Source organism: Brevundimonas diminuta, assembly GCF_022654015.1.
GTDB classification, from domain to species: Bacteria; Pseudomonadota; Alphaproteobacteria; order Caulobacterales; family Caulobacteraceae; genus Brevundimonas; species Brevundimonas diminuta_C.
Genome location: NZ_CP073063.1, coordinates 1530029 through 1547068, shown reverse-complemented (window position 1 = coordinate 1547068; position 17040 = coordinate 1530029). Strand labels below are relative to the sequence as shown.

At 64.7% G+C, this 17040-nt stretch carries 12 protein-coding genes and 1 tRNA gene; 7 read left to right on the top strand and 6 right to left on the bottom strand.

Annotation, left to right across the window (positions count from 1 at the left end):
* The first annotated feature begins 25 nt into the window (after window positions 1–25).
* The 4 genes from KAK88_RS07555 to KAK88_RS07540 all read left to right on the top strand — a co-directional run bounded on the left by KAK88_RS07555 (window position 26) and on the right by KAK88_RS07540 (window position 8017).
* Window positions 26–1291: an MFS transporter gene (locus KAK88_RS07555; protein WP_242078499.1), complete on the top strand. Its 1266-nt coding sequence runs from the start codon at window positions 26–28 to the stop codon at window positions 1289–1291.
* Complete coding sequence (locus tag KAK88_RS07550) at window positions 1291–3573, top strand: hypothetical protein (protein ID WP_242078498.1); 2283 nt, start codon at window positions 1291–1293, stop codon at window positions 3571–3573. Before KAK88_RS07555 ends, KAK88_RS07550 begins: the two co-directional genes overlap by 1 nt.
* A gap of 28 nt (window positions 3574–3601) precedes the next feature.
* Entirely contained in the window at window positions 3602–5053 is a 1452-nt protein-coding gene (locus KAK88_RS07545) for an oligogalacturonate lyase family protein (RefSeq protein WP_242078497.1), read from the top strand.
* A 207-nt stretch (window positions 5054–5260) separates the two neighbouring features.
* Entirely contained in the window at window positions 5261–8017 is a 2757-nt protein-coding gene (locus KAK88_RS07540) for a TonB-dependent receptor (RefSeq protein ID WP_242078496.1), read from the top strand.
* A gap of 117 nt (window positions 8018–8134) precedes the next feature.
* Here KAK88_RS07540 and KAK88_RS07535 read toward each other — a convergent pair whose 3' ends face one another.
* Genes KAK88_RS07535 through uxaC form a run of 3 tightly spaced genes read right to left on the bottom strand, consistent with a single transcriptional unit; the run spans window position 8135 to window position 12519 of the window.
* On the bottom strand, window positions 8135–9634 hold the full coding sequence (locus KAK88_RS07535) for a UxaA family hydrolase (protein ID WP_242078495.1): 1500 nt from the start codon (window positions 9632–9634) through the stop codon (window positions 8135–8137).
* A 3-nt stretch (window positions 9635–9637) separates the two neighbouring features.
* A complete protein-coding gene (locus KAK88_RS07530; protein ID WP_242078494.1) occupies window positions 9638–11107 on the bottom strand; it encodes a mannitol dehydrogenase family protein in 1470 nt (489 codons plus the stop codon).
* The gene (uxaC, locus tag KAK88_RS07525) at window positions 11104–12519 is read right to left on the bottom strand and encodes a glucuronate isomerase (RefSeq protein ID WP_242078493.1); all 1416 of its coding nucleotides are present in this window, start codon (window positions 12517–12519) and stop codon (window positions 11104–11106) included. The genes KAK88_RS07530 and uxaC overlap by 4 nt, the downstream gene beginning before the upstream one ends.
* 210 nt (window positions 12520–12729) lie before the next feature.
* Here uxaC and KAK88_RS07520 point away from each other — a divergent pair.
* Both KAK88_RS07520 and KAK88_RS07515 read left to right on the top strand, forming a co-directional pair.
* A tRNA-Thr gene (locus KAK88_RS07520) sits at window positions 12730–12805 on the top strand.
* A 21-nt stretch (window positions 12806–12826) separates the two neighbouring features.
* Window positions 12827–13453 carry a TetR/AcrR family transcriptional regulator gene (locus KAK88_RS07515; protein ID WP_242078492.1) on the top strand — a complete coding sequence of 209 codons (627 nt, stop codon included), beginning with the start codon at window positions 12827–12829 and terminating at the stop codon, window positions 13451–13453.
* Here KAK88_RS07515 and KAK88_RS07510 read toward each other — a convergent pair.
* Genes KAK88_RS07510 through KAK88_RS07500 form a run of 3 tightly spaced genes read right to left on the bottom strand, consistent with a single transcriptional unit; the run spans window position 13450 to window position 16382 of the window.
* Window positions 13450–14214 (bottom strand): prepilin peptidase, encoded by a 765-nt coding sequence (locus KAK88_RS07510; RefSeq protein ID WP_242078491.1) that lies wholly within the window; start codon window positions 14212–14214, stop codon window positions 13450–13452. The genes KAK88_RS07515 and KAK88_RS07510 overlap by 4 nt on opposite strands.
* Window positions 14215–14247: 33 nt before the next feature.
* The gene (feoB, locus tag KAK88_RS07505; protein ID WP_242078490.1) at window positions 14248–16116 is read right to left on the bottom strand and encodes a ferrous iron transporter B; all 1869 of its coding nucleotides are present in this window, start codon (window positions 16114–16116) and stop codon (window positions 14248–14250) included.
* The gene (locus tag KAK88_RS07500; protein WP_055754847.1) at window positions 16116–16382 is read right to left on the bottom strand and encodes a FeoA family protein; all 267 of its coding nucleotides are present in this window, start codon (window positions 16380–16382) and stop codon (window positions 16116–16118) included. Before KAK88_RS07500 ends, feoB begins: the two co-directional genes overlap by 1 nt.
* A 151-nt stretch (window positions 16383–16533) precedes the next feature.
* Between KAK88_RS07500 and KAK88_RS07495 the strand changes: the two genes are divergently transcribed.
* Window positions 16534–17037: a c-type cytochrome gene (locus KAK88_RS07495; RefSeq protein ID WP_242078489.1), complete on the top strand. Its 504-nt coding sequence runs from the start codon at window positions 16534–16536 to the stop codon at window positions 17035–17037.
* Window positions 17038–17040: the final 3 nt, after the last annotated feature.

Genomic DNA, 17040 nt, shown 5'->3' with positions numbered 1-17040 from the left:
CGAGAAACACCAGGAGAGTATCCCCATGGTCATCGAGACCGACGCCGCCCACACCTCCGGAGGGCTCGCCAAGCCCGCCAGGTCGCTGAAGGGTCCGCTGGCCTTCGCCATCGCCTGCTTCCTGATCTGGGGCCTGGCCTACGGCCTGCTGGACGTGCTGAACAAGCACTTCCAGGAGACGCTGAGCATCAGCCAGGCTGACAGCGCCTGGCTGCAGATCGCCTATTTCGGGGCCTATCTGCTGCTGTCGATTCCGGCAGGCATGCTGCTGCATGCGCGGGGCTACAAGTTCGGCATCGTGTCGGGCCTGACAGTCACCGCCATCGGCGCCTTGCTGTTCATCCCGGCGGCGGGCGCAGGCGCCTTCCTGCCCTTCGTCGGATCGATGTTCGTTCTTGCCGCCGGTCTGTGCATCCTGGAGACCAGCGCCGACACCTACGTCAATGTCCTGGGCGATCCGGCCAAAGCCTCACAGCGGCTGAACCTGGCCCAGTCGTTCAATGCGCTTGGCGTCTTCTTCGGTCCCCTGATCGGCGGCGCGGTCTTTTTCAGCCCGACGACGACCGAAGCCCTGGGCGGCGCGACCCGTTCGATCCAGATCGTGTACGGGCTGATCGCCGTCGGCGTGGTCCTGTTCGCCCTTGCCGTTTGGCGCGCCCGCCTGCCGGAGACCGGTCTGTCCGACCACGGCGGTGCGGTGCAAGGCGACGCCCCTGCCCTGCCCCTGTCCAGACAACCGCACTTCATCGCCGGCGTGATCACCCAGGCCCTCTACATCGGCGCCCAGGTCGGCATCGGCGCCTATTTCATCAATCTGGTGACGCACAACTGGCAGGGCCTGACGTCGCAGCAGGGTGCCTTCATGCTGTCGCTCGCGGCCATCGGCTATCTGGTCGGGCGCTTCTTCGCCACCGCCCTGCTGCTGAAGATCAAGCCACGCGTGCTTCTGACGGCCTATGGCGTCATCAATGTCGTGCTGACGCTGATTGTCGCCGCCGGCATCGACAAGGCCTCGCCCATCGCCCTGCTGGCCGTCTTCTTTTTCATGTCCACCATGTTCGCGACCATCTTCGCCCTGGGCACCGCCGGCCTGGGCGCCGGCACCAAGAAGGCCTCGTCTCTCATGGTCATGGCTATTGGCGGCGGCGTTCTGCTCCCTTGGCCGATGGGCCGGATCGCCGATCTGTACGGTGCCAATGTCGCCTTCCTCCTACCCGCCGCCTGCTTCGCCGTCGTCGCCTGGTACGGCTGGAAAGGTGCGGGGCTGGGGCTGAAGGCGGAGGCGAAGTGATGCGTCTTCGCACCGCCCTCCTCGCCTTCACGCTGTTGGCCGGCCCCACGGCTGCCTGCGCCCAGACAGGGACCCCGATCGTCGCCGTAGCGCCGGCTGCGCCGATCGACCGCCACGCGCTGGTCACGCGCCACAACGTGACCCTGACCGCCATCGATCGCCATGCGCCGATCATGCTGGGCAATGGTAATTTGGGCTTCACCGCCGACATCACCGGACTTCAAACCTTCCCGGAGCAGTATTCGGAACTCGCGCCCCTGCTGACCATGGCCCAATGGGCCTGGCACAGCTTTCCCAACCCAAACGGCTATACAGAACAGGACGGCCTGATCGATGTGCCCGTGCCGGGCCGGGGCGAACAGCCCTATGCCTGGATGAAGTCGTGGTCCGTGGCCGAGACGCAACCCGCCTACACCTGGCTGCGCGCCAATCCGCACCGGTTCTCGCTGAGTCGCATCGGCCTGAGCTTCGCCGACGGCAAAGCGCTGGAATTCGCCAAGATCGCCGACACGCAACAAACGCTGGACCTGTGGTCCGGCGCCCTTACCAGCCGCTTCACATACGACGGCCAGCCGGTCGAAATCGTGACCCGCGTCCACCCGACGGTGGACATGCTCATGGTCGAGATTGCCTCGCCTCTCGTTTCATCTCAGGGCCTCGGCGTCCAGGTCCGCTATCCGGGCGTGAACCCCGCCATCAATCCCGACCCGACGATGTTCCAGAGCGATGGCGACCAGAGCCTGAATATCGTCGCCTCCGACACAGGCGACGTCCACATTCGCCGCATCCTGGACGACACCACCTATTATTCCGGCATCACCGCATCCGGTAAGATCGAACAAAGCGGCCCCGACGCCTTCCGGGTGGCCGCTGCTGGTCGCGACCGGCTGACCGTCATGGTCCGCTTCGATCAGCAGGAGCCCGTTGAGAAGACGTCTGCTTACTCCGCTGGGGTCCAGGCAACGACTGCACACTGGAACAGTTTCTGGACCCAGGGCGGCGCCGTTGATTTCACGGGCTCTACCGATCCGCGAGCGGCAGAACTGGAACGTCGCGTCGTCCTGTCGCAGTACCTGTCGGCGGTGAACGGCGCCGGCGAACTGCCGCCCCAGGAAGAGGGTCTTTTCTCCAACAGCTGGTACGGCAAGTTCCACCTGGAAATGCACCCCTGGCACGCCGGCTGGCAGGCCATGTGGGGCCATCCCGACATGCTTGAACGCAGTCTGCCTTGGTATGTCGGCAATCTGGACAACGCGCGCGCCGAGGCCGCCCGTCACCACGTCAAGGGCGCCTGGTGGCCCAAGATGGTCGGGCCCGAGGGTCGCAATAGCCCCAGCCTGGTCTCGCCCTTCATCATGTGGCAGCAGCCGCATCCGATCCTTTTGGCCGAACTGGTCTGGCGCGCCGACAAGGATCCGGCCGTGCTCGACCGATACGGCGAGGTGGTCGAGGCGACCGCCGACCTGTTGGCCACCTGGCCCATCGAACGCGACGGCCAGTTGAACCTAGGCACGCCGATGATCCCGGCGCAGGAAAACTATGATCCTCTGACCACGGTGAACCCGACGTTTGAAGTCGAGTATTTCCGCTGGGCCCTCGAAACCGCGCAACAGTGGCGCGAACGCAAGGGTCAGGCCCGCCGCATCGACTGGGATCAGGCCCTGGCCAAGATCGCGCCGCCGCCAATGAGGGACGGCCTGTATCTGCCTGTCGAGAGCGTGCCGGACTTCTGGGAGACGGCCATGTCCGAAGCCTGTCGCCGACACGCAGCGGCGGCTCAGTGCAAGAACCGCGACCATCCCTCCTTCCTGATGGCTTATGGCTTCATTCCCGGCGCGCGGATCGATCCCACCACCATGCGCCGCACGTTTGAAGCGGTTGAGCAGAACTGGGACGTCCGCCAGACCTGGGGTTGGGATTTCCCAATGATGGCGATGACGGCCGCTCGCCTTGGCGAACCGGACAAGGCGGTGAACTGGCTGTTCGCCGACCTGAAGAACAATCAGTGGGGCGTAACCGGGATGACCCCGCGCGTTCACCTGGACGAACACGCCGACGAACTGGTGCCCGTCTCGGCCGGCGCCGGCGGCGTGACGATGGCGGTCAATCCCGACGGTCCCGGCTATCGCCGCGCGGCCGAGACCTATTTCCCGTCCAACGGGTCGCTGCTGATGGCCGTGGGTCTGATGGCAGCAGGTTGGGACGGGTCCAGCGGCCATGCGCCCGGTTTCCCAAAGGAAGGCTGGACCGTCCGCGTCGAAGGCCTGACCCCCGCGCCCTAATCCATAAAAACCCGAGAGGACCGCCCCAATGACGACCTCGAGACGCACCGCCCTGAAGGCCCTGCTCAGCGCCCCAGCCGTCGGCGCCTTCGCCACGACGACCGCTCAGGGGCAGGCCACACCGGCCGTCCTACCGGCGCCGGGACAGACCCCCGCCTGGCCCGCGCCCAACACTGCCCCGCCCTCGACTCAAGAGACGCCGGTCGAGCGGCCGCGCTGGGACGGCCCCGTGCCGACCGAGTGGGTCGATCCCAAGACCGGCCATCGCATCCGCCGCGTCTCGCCCGATGGCGGGGGCGGAAAGCCCTATTTCTACAAGAACATGTTCTTGCCCAAGAAGGTTGGGGCGCCCGACCTGATGGTCACCTCGACGCCTCAGGGCATCTCGACCGTCAATCTGGCGACCTGGGCCGTCGATATTCTGGTCCCCGACCATGACGCCGACCTGATGTTCACGGGCCGCAAGGGGCGCAACGTCTATTATTCGGTGACCGCGCCTGGCGAAGGCCAGTTGATGGACCGCGCCAAGACCCTGTTCGTCATCGACGTCGACACCAAGCAGCGTCGCGAGATCGGCCGGATTTCGAACGGCCAGATCAACTCGGTCAATGCGGATGAGACCCTGCTGCTGGGCTTCGTGGCCTTTGACAGCCAACCGCTCCAGCCGACCGTGCCCGATCCGCGCAACCGCCGCTTCGATCAGGCCGAATACGAAGCTGATGGGCCGGACGGAAAGCCGTTGAACTTCGCCCGCGCCAAGGGCGTCCGGATGCTTCAACGCTGGGCCGCGCGCTATCCGATGGAGATCTTCGTCATCGACCTGACGACGGGCGAGCGACGCGTGATCCACAAGACCAACGAATGGATCGGCCATACTCAGTTCTCCCCTACCGATCCCCAGCAGATCATCTTTTGCCATGAAGGCCCCTGGCACCGCGTGGATCGAATGTGGGCTATCCGCGCAGATGGCACGGGCCTGAGAAAGACCCATCAGCGGACGATGAACTTCGAAATCTTCGGCCACGAATGGTTCAGCCCGGACGGCAAACAGGTGCTCTATGACCTGCAAACCCCGCGCGGCCAGGTCTTCTGGGTCGCCTCGGTCGATCTGGAAACGGGCCGCCGGGTCTATCGTCGGGTCGAGCAGAACGACTGGTCGGTCCATTACAACGTCTCACCGGACGGCCGTCTGTTCGCTGGCGACGGCGGCGACGGCGACATGGTCGCTCATGCGCCCGACGGTAAATGGCTGGTCCTGCTGCGCCCCGAACCGATCGTCGATGAAGATCCGTCCAGCGACAAGGACAACCAGATCTTCGTCGAATATCTGCGCTCCGAGCGGCTCGTGGATCTGTCCAACCACGACTACCGGCTTGAGCCGAATCTGACTTTCACGCCGGACGCAAAATGGATCGTCTTCGTGTCGAACATGCACGGCGCCAACCACGTCTATGCTGTCGAAATCGACCGTGATGCTTAGAAAAATCGCCAATCGCTCGAACCCTAACGCCTGAGATGTCGAGGATTTACCGACGTACTCAGCGGAATCTCTCGGCCCTGACATCACCTTGTTGCAAAATGCGGGAAGCTGTTGCAATAAGCGACACGTCGCCAATCCGAATATACGCGACAGCATGCCACAAAATGACACCGGTGCCAGATGGACGCCGGGATGGGGAGAGAACGAATGCGACGGATCAACACCCGGACTCTGTGCGCGGTTGGCGTATCCCTGGCGGCCCTGATGGGTGCGTCGGCGGCTGCGGCTCAGGCGGTTCCTGCCTCAGAACCCATCACGCAAGACGCCGCCCAAGATGCAACCGTGGTCGATGAAATCGTCGTCACCGGCTTCCGGTCCAGCCTGCAACAGGCGCTGAACATCAAGCGCCGCGAAGCCGGAGCGGTGGACGCCATCCTGGCTGAAGACATGGCCGACTTCCCCGATCAGAACTTGGCCGAAGCGATCCAGCGCCTGCCCGGCGTGACCATCGACCGCGTCAACGGCCAGGGCACCACCATCTCGGTGCGTGGTTTGGGTTCCGATTTCACCCGCACCCGCATCAACGGCCTGGAAGCCCAGGCTGCGTCTGGCGGCAACCGCAACCGCAGCTTCGACTTCTCGATGTTCGCGTCCGAATTGTTCAACAGCATCAAGGTTCGCAAGACGCAATCGGCCGAGATCGAGGAGGGCTCGCTGGGCGCCACGGTCGATCTGCAGACGGGTCGCCCCTTGGACTTCGGCGGCAGCGGCCTGAACTCCGCCCTGTCTGTACAGGGTTCGTACAATGATCTGTCCGAGAAGACGGTGCCGCGGCTCGCGGGTCTGCTCAGCTGGTCGAACGAGGACCGAACTTTCGGCGCCCTGGTGTCAATTGCCTATTCCGAGCGGTCGCCAATCCTGGGCAGCTTCAACACGACGCGTTGGCAGAAGGGCGACCCGTCAAACGTCAACGCCGCCGGCAATCCCTATGGGCGCGGCCAGAACTTCGGCGGCTGCATTCCCTGCACCACGACGGCGCAACGTGACGCCGTCCTGAACGCCTTCTATCCCCGCATCCCGCGCTACACCTTGGGCAATACTCAGGAAGACCGCCTGGGCATGACGGGCGCGCTGCAATGGCGGCCAAGCGACCGCACCGAGGCGGTGCTGGACGTCCTGTGGTCGCGTTTCAACTCGGAACTGGAAAGCCCCAACATCGAAGCCTGGTCGTTCAGTCGCGCCAACGTCAACAGCGTCGTCGTGCGCGATTATGCGATCGACGCCGACAAGAACATCCTGTCCTACGGGGTGTTCGACAACATGCTGGTGCGCGCCGAAAACGGCTTCACCCGCAACGAAAGCAACTTCTACCAAGCCTCTCTGAACGTCCGCCACGATTTCAGCGACCGCTTGCATGGCAATCTGAAGGTCGGCGCCAACCGATCCGAAGCCCGCACGCCGCTCAATGTCGCCTATGCCTTCGAGGCCGCAGGCATAAACGGCTACACCTTCGACTTCCGCGAGGATGATCGCCGGCCGCGCATCAACTACGGCTTTGACGTCACCTCGGGTCAGCGCTTTACCCTGGTCAATGCGACGCGCAGCAACGCCGGCGGCAACTTTGACAATAAGGTCGGCGCCGGCTCCTTGGCCTACGACTGGTCCGACTCCCTGACCTTCAAGATCGGCGGCGAGTATCGCACATATGGGTTCGAGACCTTCGGCCTGACGCGGACCAAAACGTCTCCGACCGGCGCCGATCGGCTTACCGGGGTCGACAGCATCGGACGCGTCGTCAGCATCGGGGACGGTGTAAGCGCCGGCGCAGGTTCGGACCTCAGCTTCATCGTTCCGGACATTTCCAAGATTGCTGACTTCCTCAGCTTCTATGACGATCCCCTTGTCCCTAATCGCAGCGAGCGTGAAGTGGACGAAACGGATAAGGGCGTCTTCTTCCAGGCCGACTTCAATACGACTGTTGGAGGTATGGTCCTGCGCGGCAATGCGGGCATCCGCTATGCCCAGACCGAGGTCACGGCCAAGGGCTGGCAAACCATTGCGGTGGGGACGCCGCCGGTCACGACCTATGACTATGTCACGACCGACAACGACTATGACGACGCCTTGCCGTCCTTCAATCTGGCGCTGGAGCCGCGTGACGACGTCGTGATTCGCCTGGGCGCCGCCAAGGTGATGTCCCGTCCGACTCTCGGCGATCTGACCCCGGGCGGCAGCGTCTCACCGACAACCCGCACCGTCTCCTACGGAAACCCGCTTCTCGATCCGTTCCGCGCCACCAACTACGATTTCTCCGTCGAGTGGTATTTCCAGACTGAGGGCCTTTTGGCCGCCGCCGTCTTCTACAAAGACATCGACAGCTTCATCACATCCGAAACCGTCGGCATCCCCTACAACCAGCTGGGCCTGCCCAACGAACTGCTTCAGGGCGCTGCAAGCCCGACCGACATCTTCCAGGTCACGCGCCGCCTGAACGGCGAAGGCGGCGCGCTGAAGGGGATCGAAATCCAATATCAGCAACCCTTCACCTTCCTGCCTGGCCTTTTGTCCAACTTCGGCTTCACCGGGAATGTCACCTGGGTTGATTCCGAGGTCAGCTACGGCACGGCCGGCAAAAACCGTCTGACAGGCCAGTCGAAGAACACCGCCAACGCGACCCTGTACTACGAGGACGGCCCATTCCAGGCCCGCGTCTCGGTCGCACACCGCAGCCAGTATCTGCTGTCCTTCCCTGGCGCGAACGGCAACTCCAAAGAAGGGGTCAACGACACCACCAATGTCGATGCCTCGATGTCCTACGAGTTCACGCCGAACCTGACCTTCTCGCTCGAAGGCATCAATCTGACGGACGCCTACACCGACCGTTATGTCGACGTGACCAACCGCGTGTCCGACTACCGTCACACCGGCCGAGAGATCGCCGTGGGATTGCGCTGGAAGTATTGAGCCTCCCTCCCTGACGCCTCCAGCGCGACAAACTAAAGGCCCGGAGCGAACATCTCCGGGCCTTCTTTTTAGCCAAGCAAAAAGCGGCGATTGAGGTTTTCGGATCCCTCGCCGCCTCTACAAATACGCTCCGACCTGCCAGGGCACGAACTCGTTGTCGCCGATGCCGAGGGCTTCGGATTTGGATGGCTCGCCTGAGGCCACATCGAGCATTTTCTGGAAGATGACCTCGCCGACCCCGGCCAGGCTGGTCCCGGTCAGGATGGGCGAGGCGTCGATGTCCATGTCCTCGTCCATCCAGTTCGCCAGTTTGGCGTTGGAGGCGACCTTGATCGACGGGGCGGGCTTGGCGCCGAAGACCGAGCCCCGGCCGGTGGTGAAGACGATCAGATTGGCGCCCGAGGCGATCTGGCCCGTGGCCGAGCACGGGTCGTAACCGGGGCTGTCCATGAAGCTGAGGCCCTTGGCCTGGAGCGGTTCGGCGTATCCGATCACGTCGTTCAGCGGGGTCGAACCGGACTTTGCCACCGCGCCCAGCGACTTTTCCAGGATGGTGGTCAAACCGCCCTTCAGATTGCCGGGCGACGGATTGTTGTTCAGCTCCATCTGATGACGGTCCGCATAGTCGCGCCACCACACCAGGCGCGCATTCAGCTTGTCCGCCACATCCTGAGACGCCGCACGCCGCAGCAGCAGATGTTCCGCGCCCCAGATTTCGGGCGTTTCCGACAGCATGGCCGAGCCGCCGTGCGCGACCAGCAGATCGACCGCTGCGCCCAGGGCCGGATTGGCGGTGACGCCGGACCAGCCGTCAGAACCGCCGCATTGCAGACCGACAGTCAGGTGAGATGCGGAAACAGGTTGGCGCTGGACCTGCGCCGCCTCGGCGACCAGGTCGCGAACGATGTCGATCCCGGCCTCAATCGCACGAGCCGTGCCGCCGGCCTCCTGGATCGTCAGGGCGCGCAGCCGCGGGCCGGATTGAAGGCCTTCATTGGCTAGCCAGGCGGGAATCTGATTGGCCTCGCAGCCCAAGCCCACGATCAGGATGGTATGAAAGTTCGGATGCTTTGCATAGCCCGCTAAAGTCCGCTGCAGCAGCGTCACGTCGCTGCTGAGCGACGAGCCGCCGCAACCGCCTTGGTGAGTGAATGCGACCACGCCATCGACACCCGCAGGCAGACTGGAGTCCAAGAAGGCGTCGGCGATGCGGCGCGCCACGGTGGCAGAACAGTTCACGCTGGTCAGGACGCCGATGTAGTTGCGTGTGCCGACGCGGCCGTCGGGGCGAACGATGCCGTTGAACGTCGCGCCAGACAACGGCGCCGGCGGACGCAAGTCGGCCCCGACCTCAGCTTCACGTCCGTCCTCGGCCATAGCCAGGTTGTGAATGTGGACATGATCGCCGGCCGCGATGGCGACCTTCGCGCGCCCGATCACCTGACCGTAGCGGCGGACCAGACCGCCCTCCTCCACCGCATGACGGGCGATCTTGTGGCCGGTGGCGATGTCGGCGCGCGCCGGCGCGTTCAGACCATCGGGCGTATCGCCGCTGGCGATTTCGTCCAGGGCGATGGCGACGTCGTCGGCGGGGTTCAGGATCAGGACGCGAGACATGGACTACTCCGCGACCAGACGCGCGGCCTCGACGGCGCCGTTCTGGCTGAGCGACAGATAGGCGGACGTGACCGCTGCGGCGAACCGGTCGTCAGCGGCCAGCGCGGGCGGGAAGACGGCGGACAGGCTCAGCAAGGCCGAAACGCGCGACTGATCAGTGTCGGCGCCAGCCAACAGTTCAGAGGTCCTGGCCGCCAGAGGATCGTCGACGACGACCTTCTCGCCCGTTTCGGTCACGCCCGACTGCCACTTCATCCAGGCGGCGACGCCCAAGGCCATGGCCGGAATGCCCTGCCCGGCCGCCAGACGTTCGGCGGCGCCGGCCAGCAGGCGCTGAGGCAGCTTTTGCGAGCCGTCCATGGCGATCTGGCGGGTGCGATGCATCAGGGCCGCATTGGAGAACCGGGCCATCAGCGCCTCGCCATAGGCGGGGATGTCCAGACCCGGCGGCGGGTTCAGCGTGGTTTCGGCCTCGTCCCACAGGGCCTCGACATAGGCGCGGAATGCCGGCGCCGCGACAACCTCGTGGACATGTTCATAGCCCGACAAGGCGCCCAGATAGGCGATGGCTGAGTGTGCGCCGTTAAGAAGGCGCAGCTTGGCGTCCTCCCACGGCTCGACCGCGTCGGTCAGTTGCACGCCGAGAGAGGCGAAGTCCGGCCGCTCGCCGGCGAACCAGTCCTCGATCACCCACTGGGTGAAGGGTTCGGCCTTGACCATGCCCCGGTCCTCGGCTCCGAGACGCGCGGTCAGGCGAACGATGTCGTCGGAGGTGGTCGCCGGGACAATCCGATCGATCATCGTCTGGGGGAAGGCGCCCTCGGCTTCGATCCAGTCCGCCAGCGACGGGTCGATCCGGCGCGCCATGGCTATGACCCCGGCACGGATACGCTTGCCGTTGTGGGGAAGGTTGTCGCAACTGATGACGGTGAAGGGCTTCCGCCCCGCCGCCCGTCGCGCCTGCAACGCCGCGACGATGAATCCAGGCGCGGTACGGGGCGCGGCGATATCAACCAGATCGGCCGCGACATCAGCGTCGCTCAAAAGCAGGTCGCCGGTCGTCGGATCGAGGCGATAGCCCTTTTCCGTCACAGTCAGGGTGACGATATGGACATCGGCGTCGGCCATGGCGGCGACCAGGGCGGCGGGGTCTTCCGGCCCGACCAGAACGCCGCGACAGGCTCCGATCACGCGCAGATGTTCCTCCGACCCATCGCGCACGACCAGGGTGTACAACCCGTCCTGCGGGTTCAGTTGATCGCGCACGCCGGGCGATCGCAGCGACGCCCCCAGCACGCCCCAGCGCGGATCGCCCGACCTGATCGCATCGTCGAACACGACTGCCTGGTGGGCGCGGTGGAAGGCGCCGATGCCCAGATGGACGACACCCGTCTTCACCTGGGCGCGGTCGTAGCCGGGGACGGCGACGTCGGCGGGCAGCCCCTTCAGAACGGCTGGATTCAGTCTGCTCACAGCTTGTAGGCCGCTTTGACCAGGCCATAGGTCAGGGCGTGGGCCAGTTCGTGCGCCTCGTCCTCCTCCATCCGGTGCTCGACGACCAGTTTGGCCAGGAAGCCGCAGTCCATGCGCCGCGCCACGTCGTGGCGGGCGGGTATGGACAGGAAGGCGCGGGTGTCGTCGTTGAAGCCGACCGTATTGTAGAAGCCGGCCGTTTCGGTGACCTGTTCGCGGAAGCGACGCATCCCCTCGGGACTGTCGTGGAACCACCAGCTGGGCCCCAACTTCAGCGCCGGATAGTGGCCGGCGAGCGGCGCAAGTTCGCGGCTATATGTGGTCTCGTCCAGGGTGAATAGGATCAGAGACAGACGCCTGTCCGAGCCGAAACGATCCAGCAGCGGCTTCAGCGCGCGGACGTAATCGGTCTGGGTCGGGATATCGCAGCCCTTGTCACGGCCGAAGCGATTGAAGACGGTGGCCGAGTGGTTGCGGAAGCTGCCGGGGTGAAGCTGCATCACCAGACCATCCTCGACCGACATGGCGGCCATTTCGGTCAGCATCTGGCCGCGGAATAGTTCAGCGTCGGCGGCGCTGGCAGGGGCGGTCGAGACGCGCCGGAACAGGGCCTCGGCTTCGGGCTTGGGCAGGTCGGCAGTGAAGGCTGTCGGGTGGCCGTGATCGGTCGAGGTGGCGCCCATTTCGATGAAGAAGGCGCGGCGGGCGCGCAGGGCCTGCAGGTATCCATCCCAGCTCAGCGTGTCCCGGCCGGTCTGTTCGGCCAGGATTTTCAGATTGTCGCGGAAGCCTTCATATTCGGGATCCAGAACCGGATCCGGACGATAGGCGGTCAGCACCCGTCCCTTCCAGCCCGAGGCTGCGATGGTCCTGTGATGCTCCAGCGTGTCCAGCGGGCTCTCGGTCGTGGTCAGGACCTCGATATTGTAGCGATCGAACAGGGCGCGCGGCCTGAAGGCGTCGGTCTTCAGGGCCGCATCGATCAGGTGGTAATAGTGATCCGCCGTCTCGGCCGACAGGCGCACGTCGATGCCGAAGGCCTCGGCATAGACCCAGTCGTGCCACATCCGCGAAGGCGTCCCCCGGAACAGGTGATAGTTCTCGGCGAAGCGCCGCCAGATTTTGCGCGGATCGGTCTCGACCGGCCCGCCATCGGCGCGCGGCACGCCCAGATCCTCCATCGCCATGCCCTGCGAGTGCAGCATGCGAAAGACATAGTGGTCGGGCGTGATCAGAAGTTCGGCCGGATTGGCGAAGGGTTCGTTCAACGCAAACCAGCTCGGGTCCGTATGGCCATGCGGGCTGATGATCGGCAGCCCCTTGATCTCACCATACAGACGACGCGCGATCGCCCGGGTGTCGGCGTCCGCCGGAAACAGGCGATCGGGGTTCAGTTTGAGCGGATGAACCATAGCGTTCCTCATGGCCTCGTGGCGGAGGCTTGGTTCGCCTCTCGATCTTGATCCAACAAACCTACAACATGGGCTGCAAAAAGACACCGGTTACCGTAGTCAAACCTCAGCTTGTTTTCGGCGTCAGACGTCGGATTTTTCGCAAGCCTGCTCTGGCGCCTTGCGTCCGGACGCGAGGCTGGACATAAGGGCCGCTCACCGCCCGTGCGGGCCGGCTTAGCTCAGTTGGTAGAGCGCCAGTTTTGTAAACTGGATGTCGCGGGTTCGATTCCTGCAGCCGGCACCACGCCTTTCGACCATCGGGGACATGGCCGACACCACCAACAAGCTGGGCCACAAGATCGGTGCGCGAGGCGGCAGAACCCGCCAGGCGATTCTGGACGCGACCCAACGCCTGTTGAACGAGCGGCATTACGGTGAAATCCGCGTCGCCGATCTGGCCTTGGCCGCCGGTGTATCGCCTTCCAACTTCTACACCTATTTCAAGACGGTCGAAGAACCTGTTCTGGCGTTGTGCGAGGTCGCCGCGACGGATTTTCAGGGGCTGGCGGCGCATTTCCAGGCCGACTGGCCGGGCGACAAGGCCTTCGTCATCGCGCGCGCCTTCATTCTGGATGTGATGTCCATCTGGCGCAGCCACGGTCAGGTGCTGCGTGTCGAACATATGCTGGCCGACAATGGCGACGCCGCCTTCGTCGAAAGCCGGGTGCGCCGTTTGCGCCGGCTGCACTTGTCGATCGAACGCCGTGTGGCCCAGGCCCACGCCAGCGGCCTGCATCCCAGGGACTATAATCCGCGGCTCGCCTCGTACCAGATCGCCTCCATCGCGGAATCGACGGCGGCCAGTTTCGATCTGTTGCGGCGGGCCGATACGCCCGAAGCCATCCTGGATACGGCGGCCATCATTATCGTGAAGCTGACGACGGGACGTTAGAGGCCCAAAGGCCCATACAGCCAGGTCAACCAGATCCCGACGGCCAGGAAGACGCCGAAGGGCAGCTTCTCCGATCCGCTGACGCTGCGCCGGACCACCAGAATACCGAAGACCAGACTGAGCCCGACCGCGCAGGCCCACAGCAGCACGCTGGGCAGGCCCATCCAGCCGACCCAGGCCCCTGCTCCTGCGAACAGGAAGGGGTCGCCTCCCCCCAGTCCCTGGTGTTTTCGGACGAGCTGGTACAGCCAGCCGACCAGCCACAGACCACAAAATCCGACAGCCGCGCCAATCAGATTGGATAGACCGAGGCCCCAATCCAGAATCAGCGCGACCGTGACGCCTGTAGAGATTAAGGGCAGCGTCAGACTGTCCGGCAGCCAGAAGTGTTCACCGTCGACGATGGCGATCAGCAACAGCTGCCAACCCAGAACGGCCGTGGCGGCGATCATGAATGCCGAGGCGGCGCCTGTCGCGCCCCACACCCCCGCCCAGATCCCGACTCCGGCCGACGCCAGTTCGATCAGCGGATAACGCGGCGAAATCCGCGTGTGGCACCGCGCGCACCGCCCGCGCAAACCAAGCCAGCTGAAGACCGGCACAAGCTCCCAGGAACGGAGCGTCTGATCGCATCCCCGGCATCGCGAACGCGCGACGACGATGTCCTCGTCGCGCGGCAGGCGAACGCTGACGGCGGCGATCAAACTGCCGACGATCAGGCCCAGCCCGCCCATCACGGCGGCGGCGAGTACAGGGTTCATCAGGGCGTCCAGACGGCGGCGAACCGTTCAGGCTTAACCGCCTCCGAGCGCCACCGCCACATGATAGGTCACCAGCGACGCCAGATAGGCCAGACCGAACATGTAGCCGATCATGATCCACGTCCATTTCAGCGAGTTGGTCTCGCGCCGCACCACGCCCAAAGTGGCCACACACTGGGGCGCAAAGATGTACCAGGCCAGGAAGGACAAGGCCGTCGCCAACGACCAATGCGACGCCAGGGTCGAGGCCAGAAGGCCCGTCGCATTCTCTGCGTCTGCTATGGCGTAGGTCGTGCCCAGCGCCGCCACCGCGACCTCGCGCGCTGCCATGCCGGGGATCAGGGCGATCACCATTTGCCAGTTGAAGCCGATGGGCGCGAAGATCGGCTCCAGCGCCCGGCCGATCATGCCCGCGAAGGAATAGTCGATGGCCGGCAGGGTCGCGTTCTCAGGCGGATAAGGGAAGGTCGCCAGCACCCACAGAATGATCACGAGCGGCAGGATGATGCGGCCCGCGCGGTTCAGGAAGATCTTGGCCCGGAGCCACAGATTGAAGCCGACGCTGCGCAGATCCGGCGTCTTGTAGGCCGGAAGCTCCATCATGAAGGGCTCGACCGCCCCTCGCCAGAACACCTTGCGGATCAGCAGTGAGACGATCAGGGCGCTGACGATCCCGGCGGCGTAGAGGCCGAACATCACAAGGCCTTGCAGGTTTGCGAAGCCCCAGACCGTCTCATTCGGAATGAAGGCGGCGATGATCAGCGTATAGACCGGGATGCGCGCCGAGCAGGTCATCAGCGGGGCGACCAGGATGGTGGTCAGGCGGTCTCGGCGCGAATCGATCACCCGCGCCGCCATGACGCCGGGAATGGCGCAGGCGAAACTGGACAGCAGGGGTATGAAGGCCCGACCGTGCAGCCCCGCGCCGCCCATAATCTTGTCCATCAGGAAAGCCGCGCGGGCCATATAGCCGAAGTCTTCCAGCGCGATGATGAACAGGAAGAGGATCAGAATCTGCGGCAGGAACACCAGCACGCTGCCGACGCCGGAAATGATGCCGTCCACGATCAGGCTTTGCAGCAGACCGTCGGGCAGGACGTTGGCGACCAAGCCGCCCAACCAGGCGATGCCGGCCTCGATCCCGTCCATTACGGGCGCGGCCCAGCTGAACACGGCCTGGAACATCACGAACAGCAGGGCGAACAGGATCAGCAGCCCGCCGACCGGATGCAGCAGCACCGAGTCGATTTTGCCGGTAAGGGTATCGGGCCGTTCAGGCGGCCGGACACAGGCCTTCATGATCCGCTCGGCTTCGCGGGCGGCGGCTCGTAGCTCGGCGGCGTCCGGACTGCGCCATTGGCTTTCGGTCACGGCCGCGACGGCGGCCTGGTCCTCTATGGCGGCGACCAGATCGTCGATGCCGCGCTTGCGCGTGGCCACGGTGGTGATGATCGGCACGCCCAGTTCGGCGCGCAATCGCTCCAAATCTATGCGCATGCCCTGTCGCTGGGCGATGTCATACATGTTCAACGCCAGAACCATCGGCCGGCCGACGGCCTTCAGCTCCAGAATCAAACGCAGGACCAGGCGCAGATTGGTGGCGTCGGCGACGCAGACCACGACGTCGGGCGGCGTCTCGCCGGCCAGTCGCCCCAGAACGGCGTCGCGCGTGACCTCCTCGTCCGGGCTGCGGGCGCGCAGGGAATAGGTGCCGGGCAGATCAAGCACCGACATCGTGCGGCCCGAAGCGGCGCGGATCAGGCCTTCCTTACGCTCCACCGTCACGCCGGCGTAGTTGGCGACCTTCTGGTGGGCGCCGGTCAGGGCGTTGAACAGAGCCGTCTTGCCGCTATTGGGATTGCCGACCAGCGCGACACGAGCCGTCTTCAGCGCGATGTCCATCAGGCGGCGCCCAGCCGGATCGAAAGGCTTTCCGCCTCGTGGCGACGCAGGGCCACGCGCATGTCGTCCACCTTCATGGCGATGGGGTCGCGTCCGAACAGACCTTCGTGCAGCAGTTCGATCTGCGCGCCTTCGACAAAGCCCAGTTCCAGCAGACGGCGTTCCAGCTCGACCGCCTCGCCCTGATGGTGACAATGGGCGCCCACCTGAACGATGACGCCGCGATCGCCGCGTCGGGCCTGGCTCAACTTGATGGTGTCGGTCAATTCTACGCTCGCACGGGCGAGGCCGCTCCCCAACGGCTCCGCGTTTCTTTGACACTGATTATCAGGTGCGAGGGGGCTACGTCCAGCAGGACAGCTTGACCAATTGCCGCGCCGGTGCGTTGCGCTATCACAAGGCAAACAGGAAGCCGCCATGACCCGCCACGCCCTCGTCGCCCCCCTTCTTCTGGCCCCGCTTTTGACCCTGGCCGCCTGTGGTCAGGGTGAGCCGTCCGCAACCACGCCTGCCGCGCCGGTCCACGTGCTGACGGATGTGGAAAAGGCGACACTGCTGGCCTCCCTGCCCGCCCCCTACAATGCGGGCGATCTCGAGAACGGGCGTCGGGCGTTTGCCCGCTGTCGCGCCTGCCACACCATCGGCGAAGGCGGCCCAGACATGGCAGGGCCAAACCTGTACGGCGTGTTCGGCCGCAAGGCGGGAGATCGCCCGCGCTACAACTATTCCAACGCCATGCGCACGGCGACCTTCACCTGGGACGCCGAGAAGCTGGATCACTGGTTGGAAAACCCGCGCACCTTCCTGCCCGGCAACAAGATGACCTTCCCCGGTCTGCCCGACGCCACGGATCGCCGCGACGTGATCGCCTTCCTGAAGGTGGAGACGGGCTACAAGCCGGAACCTGCGCCCGCCGCTTGACCC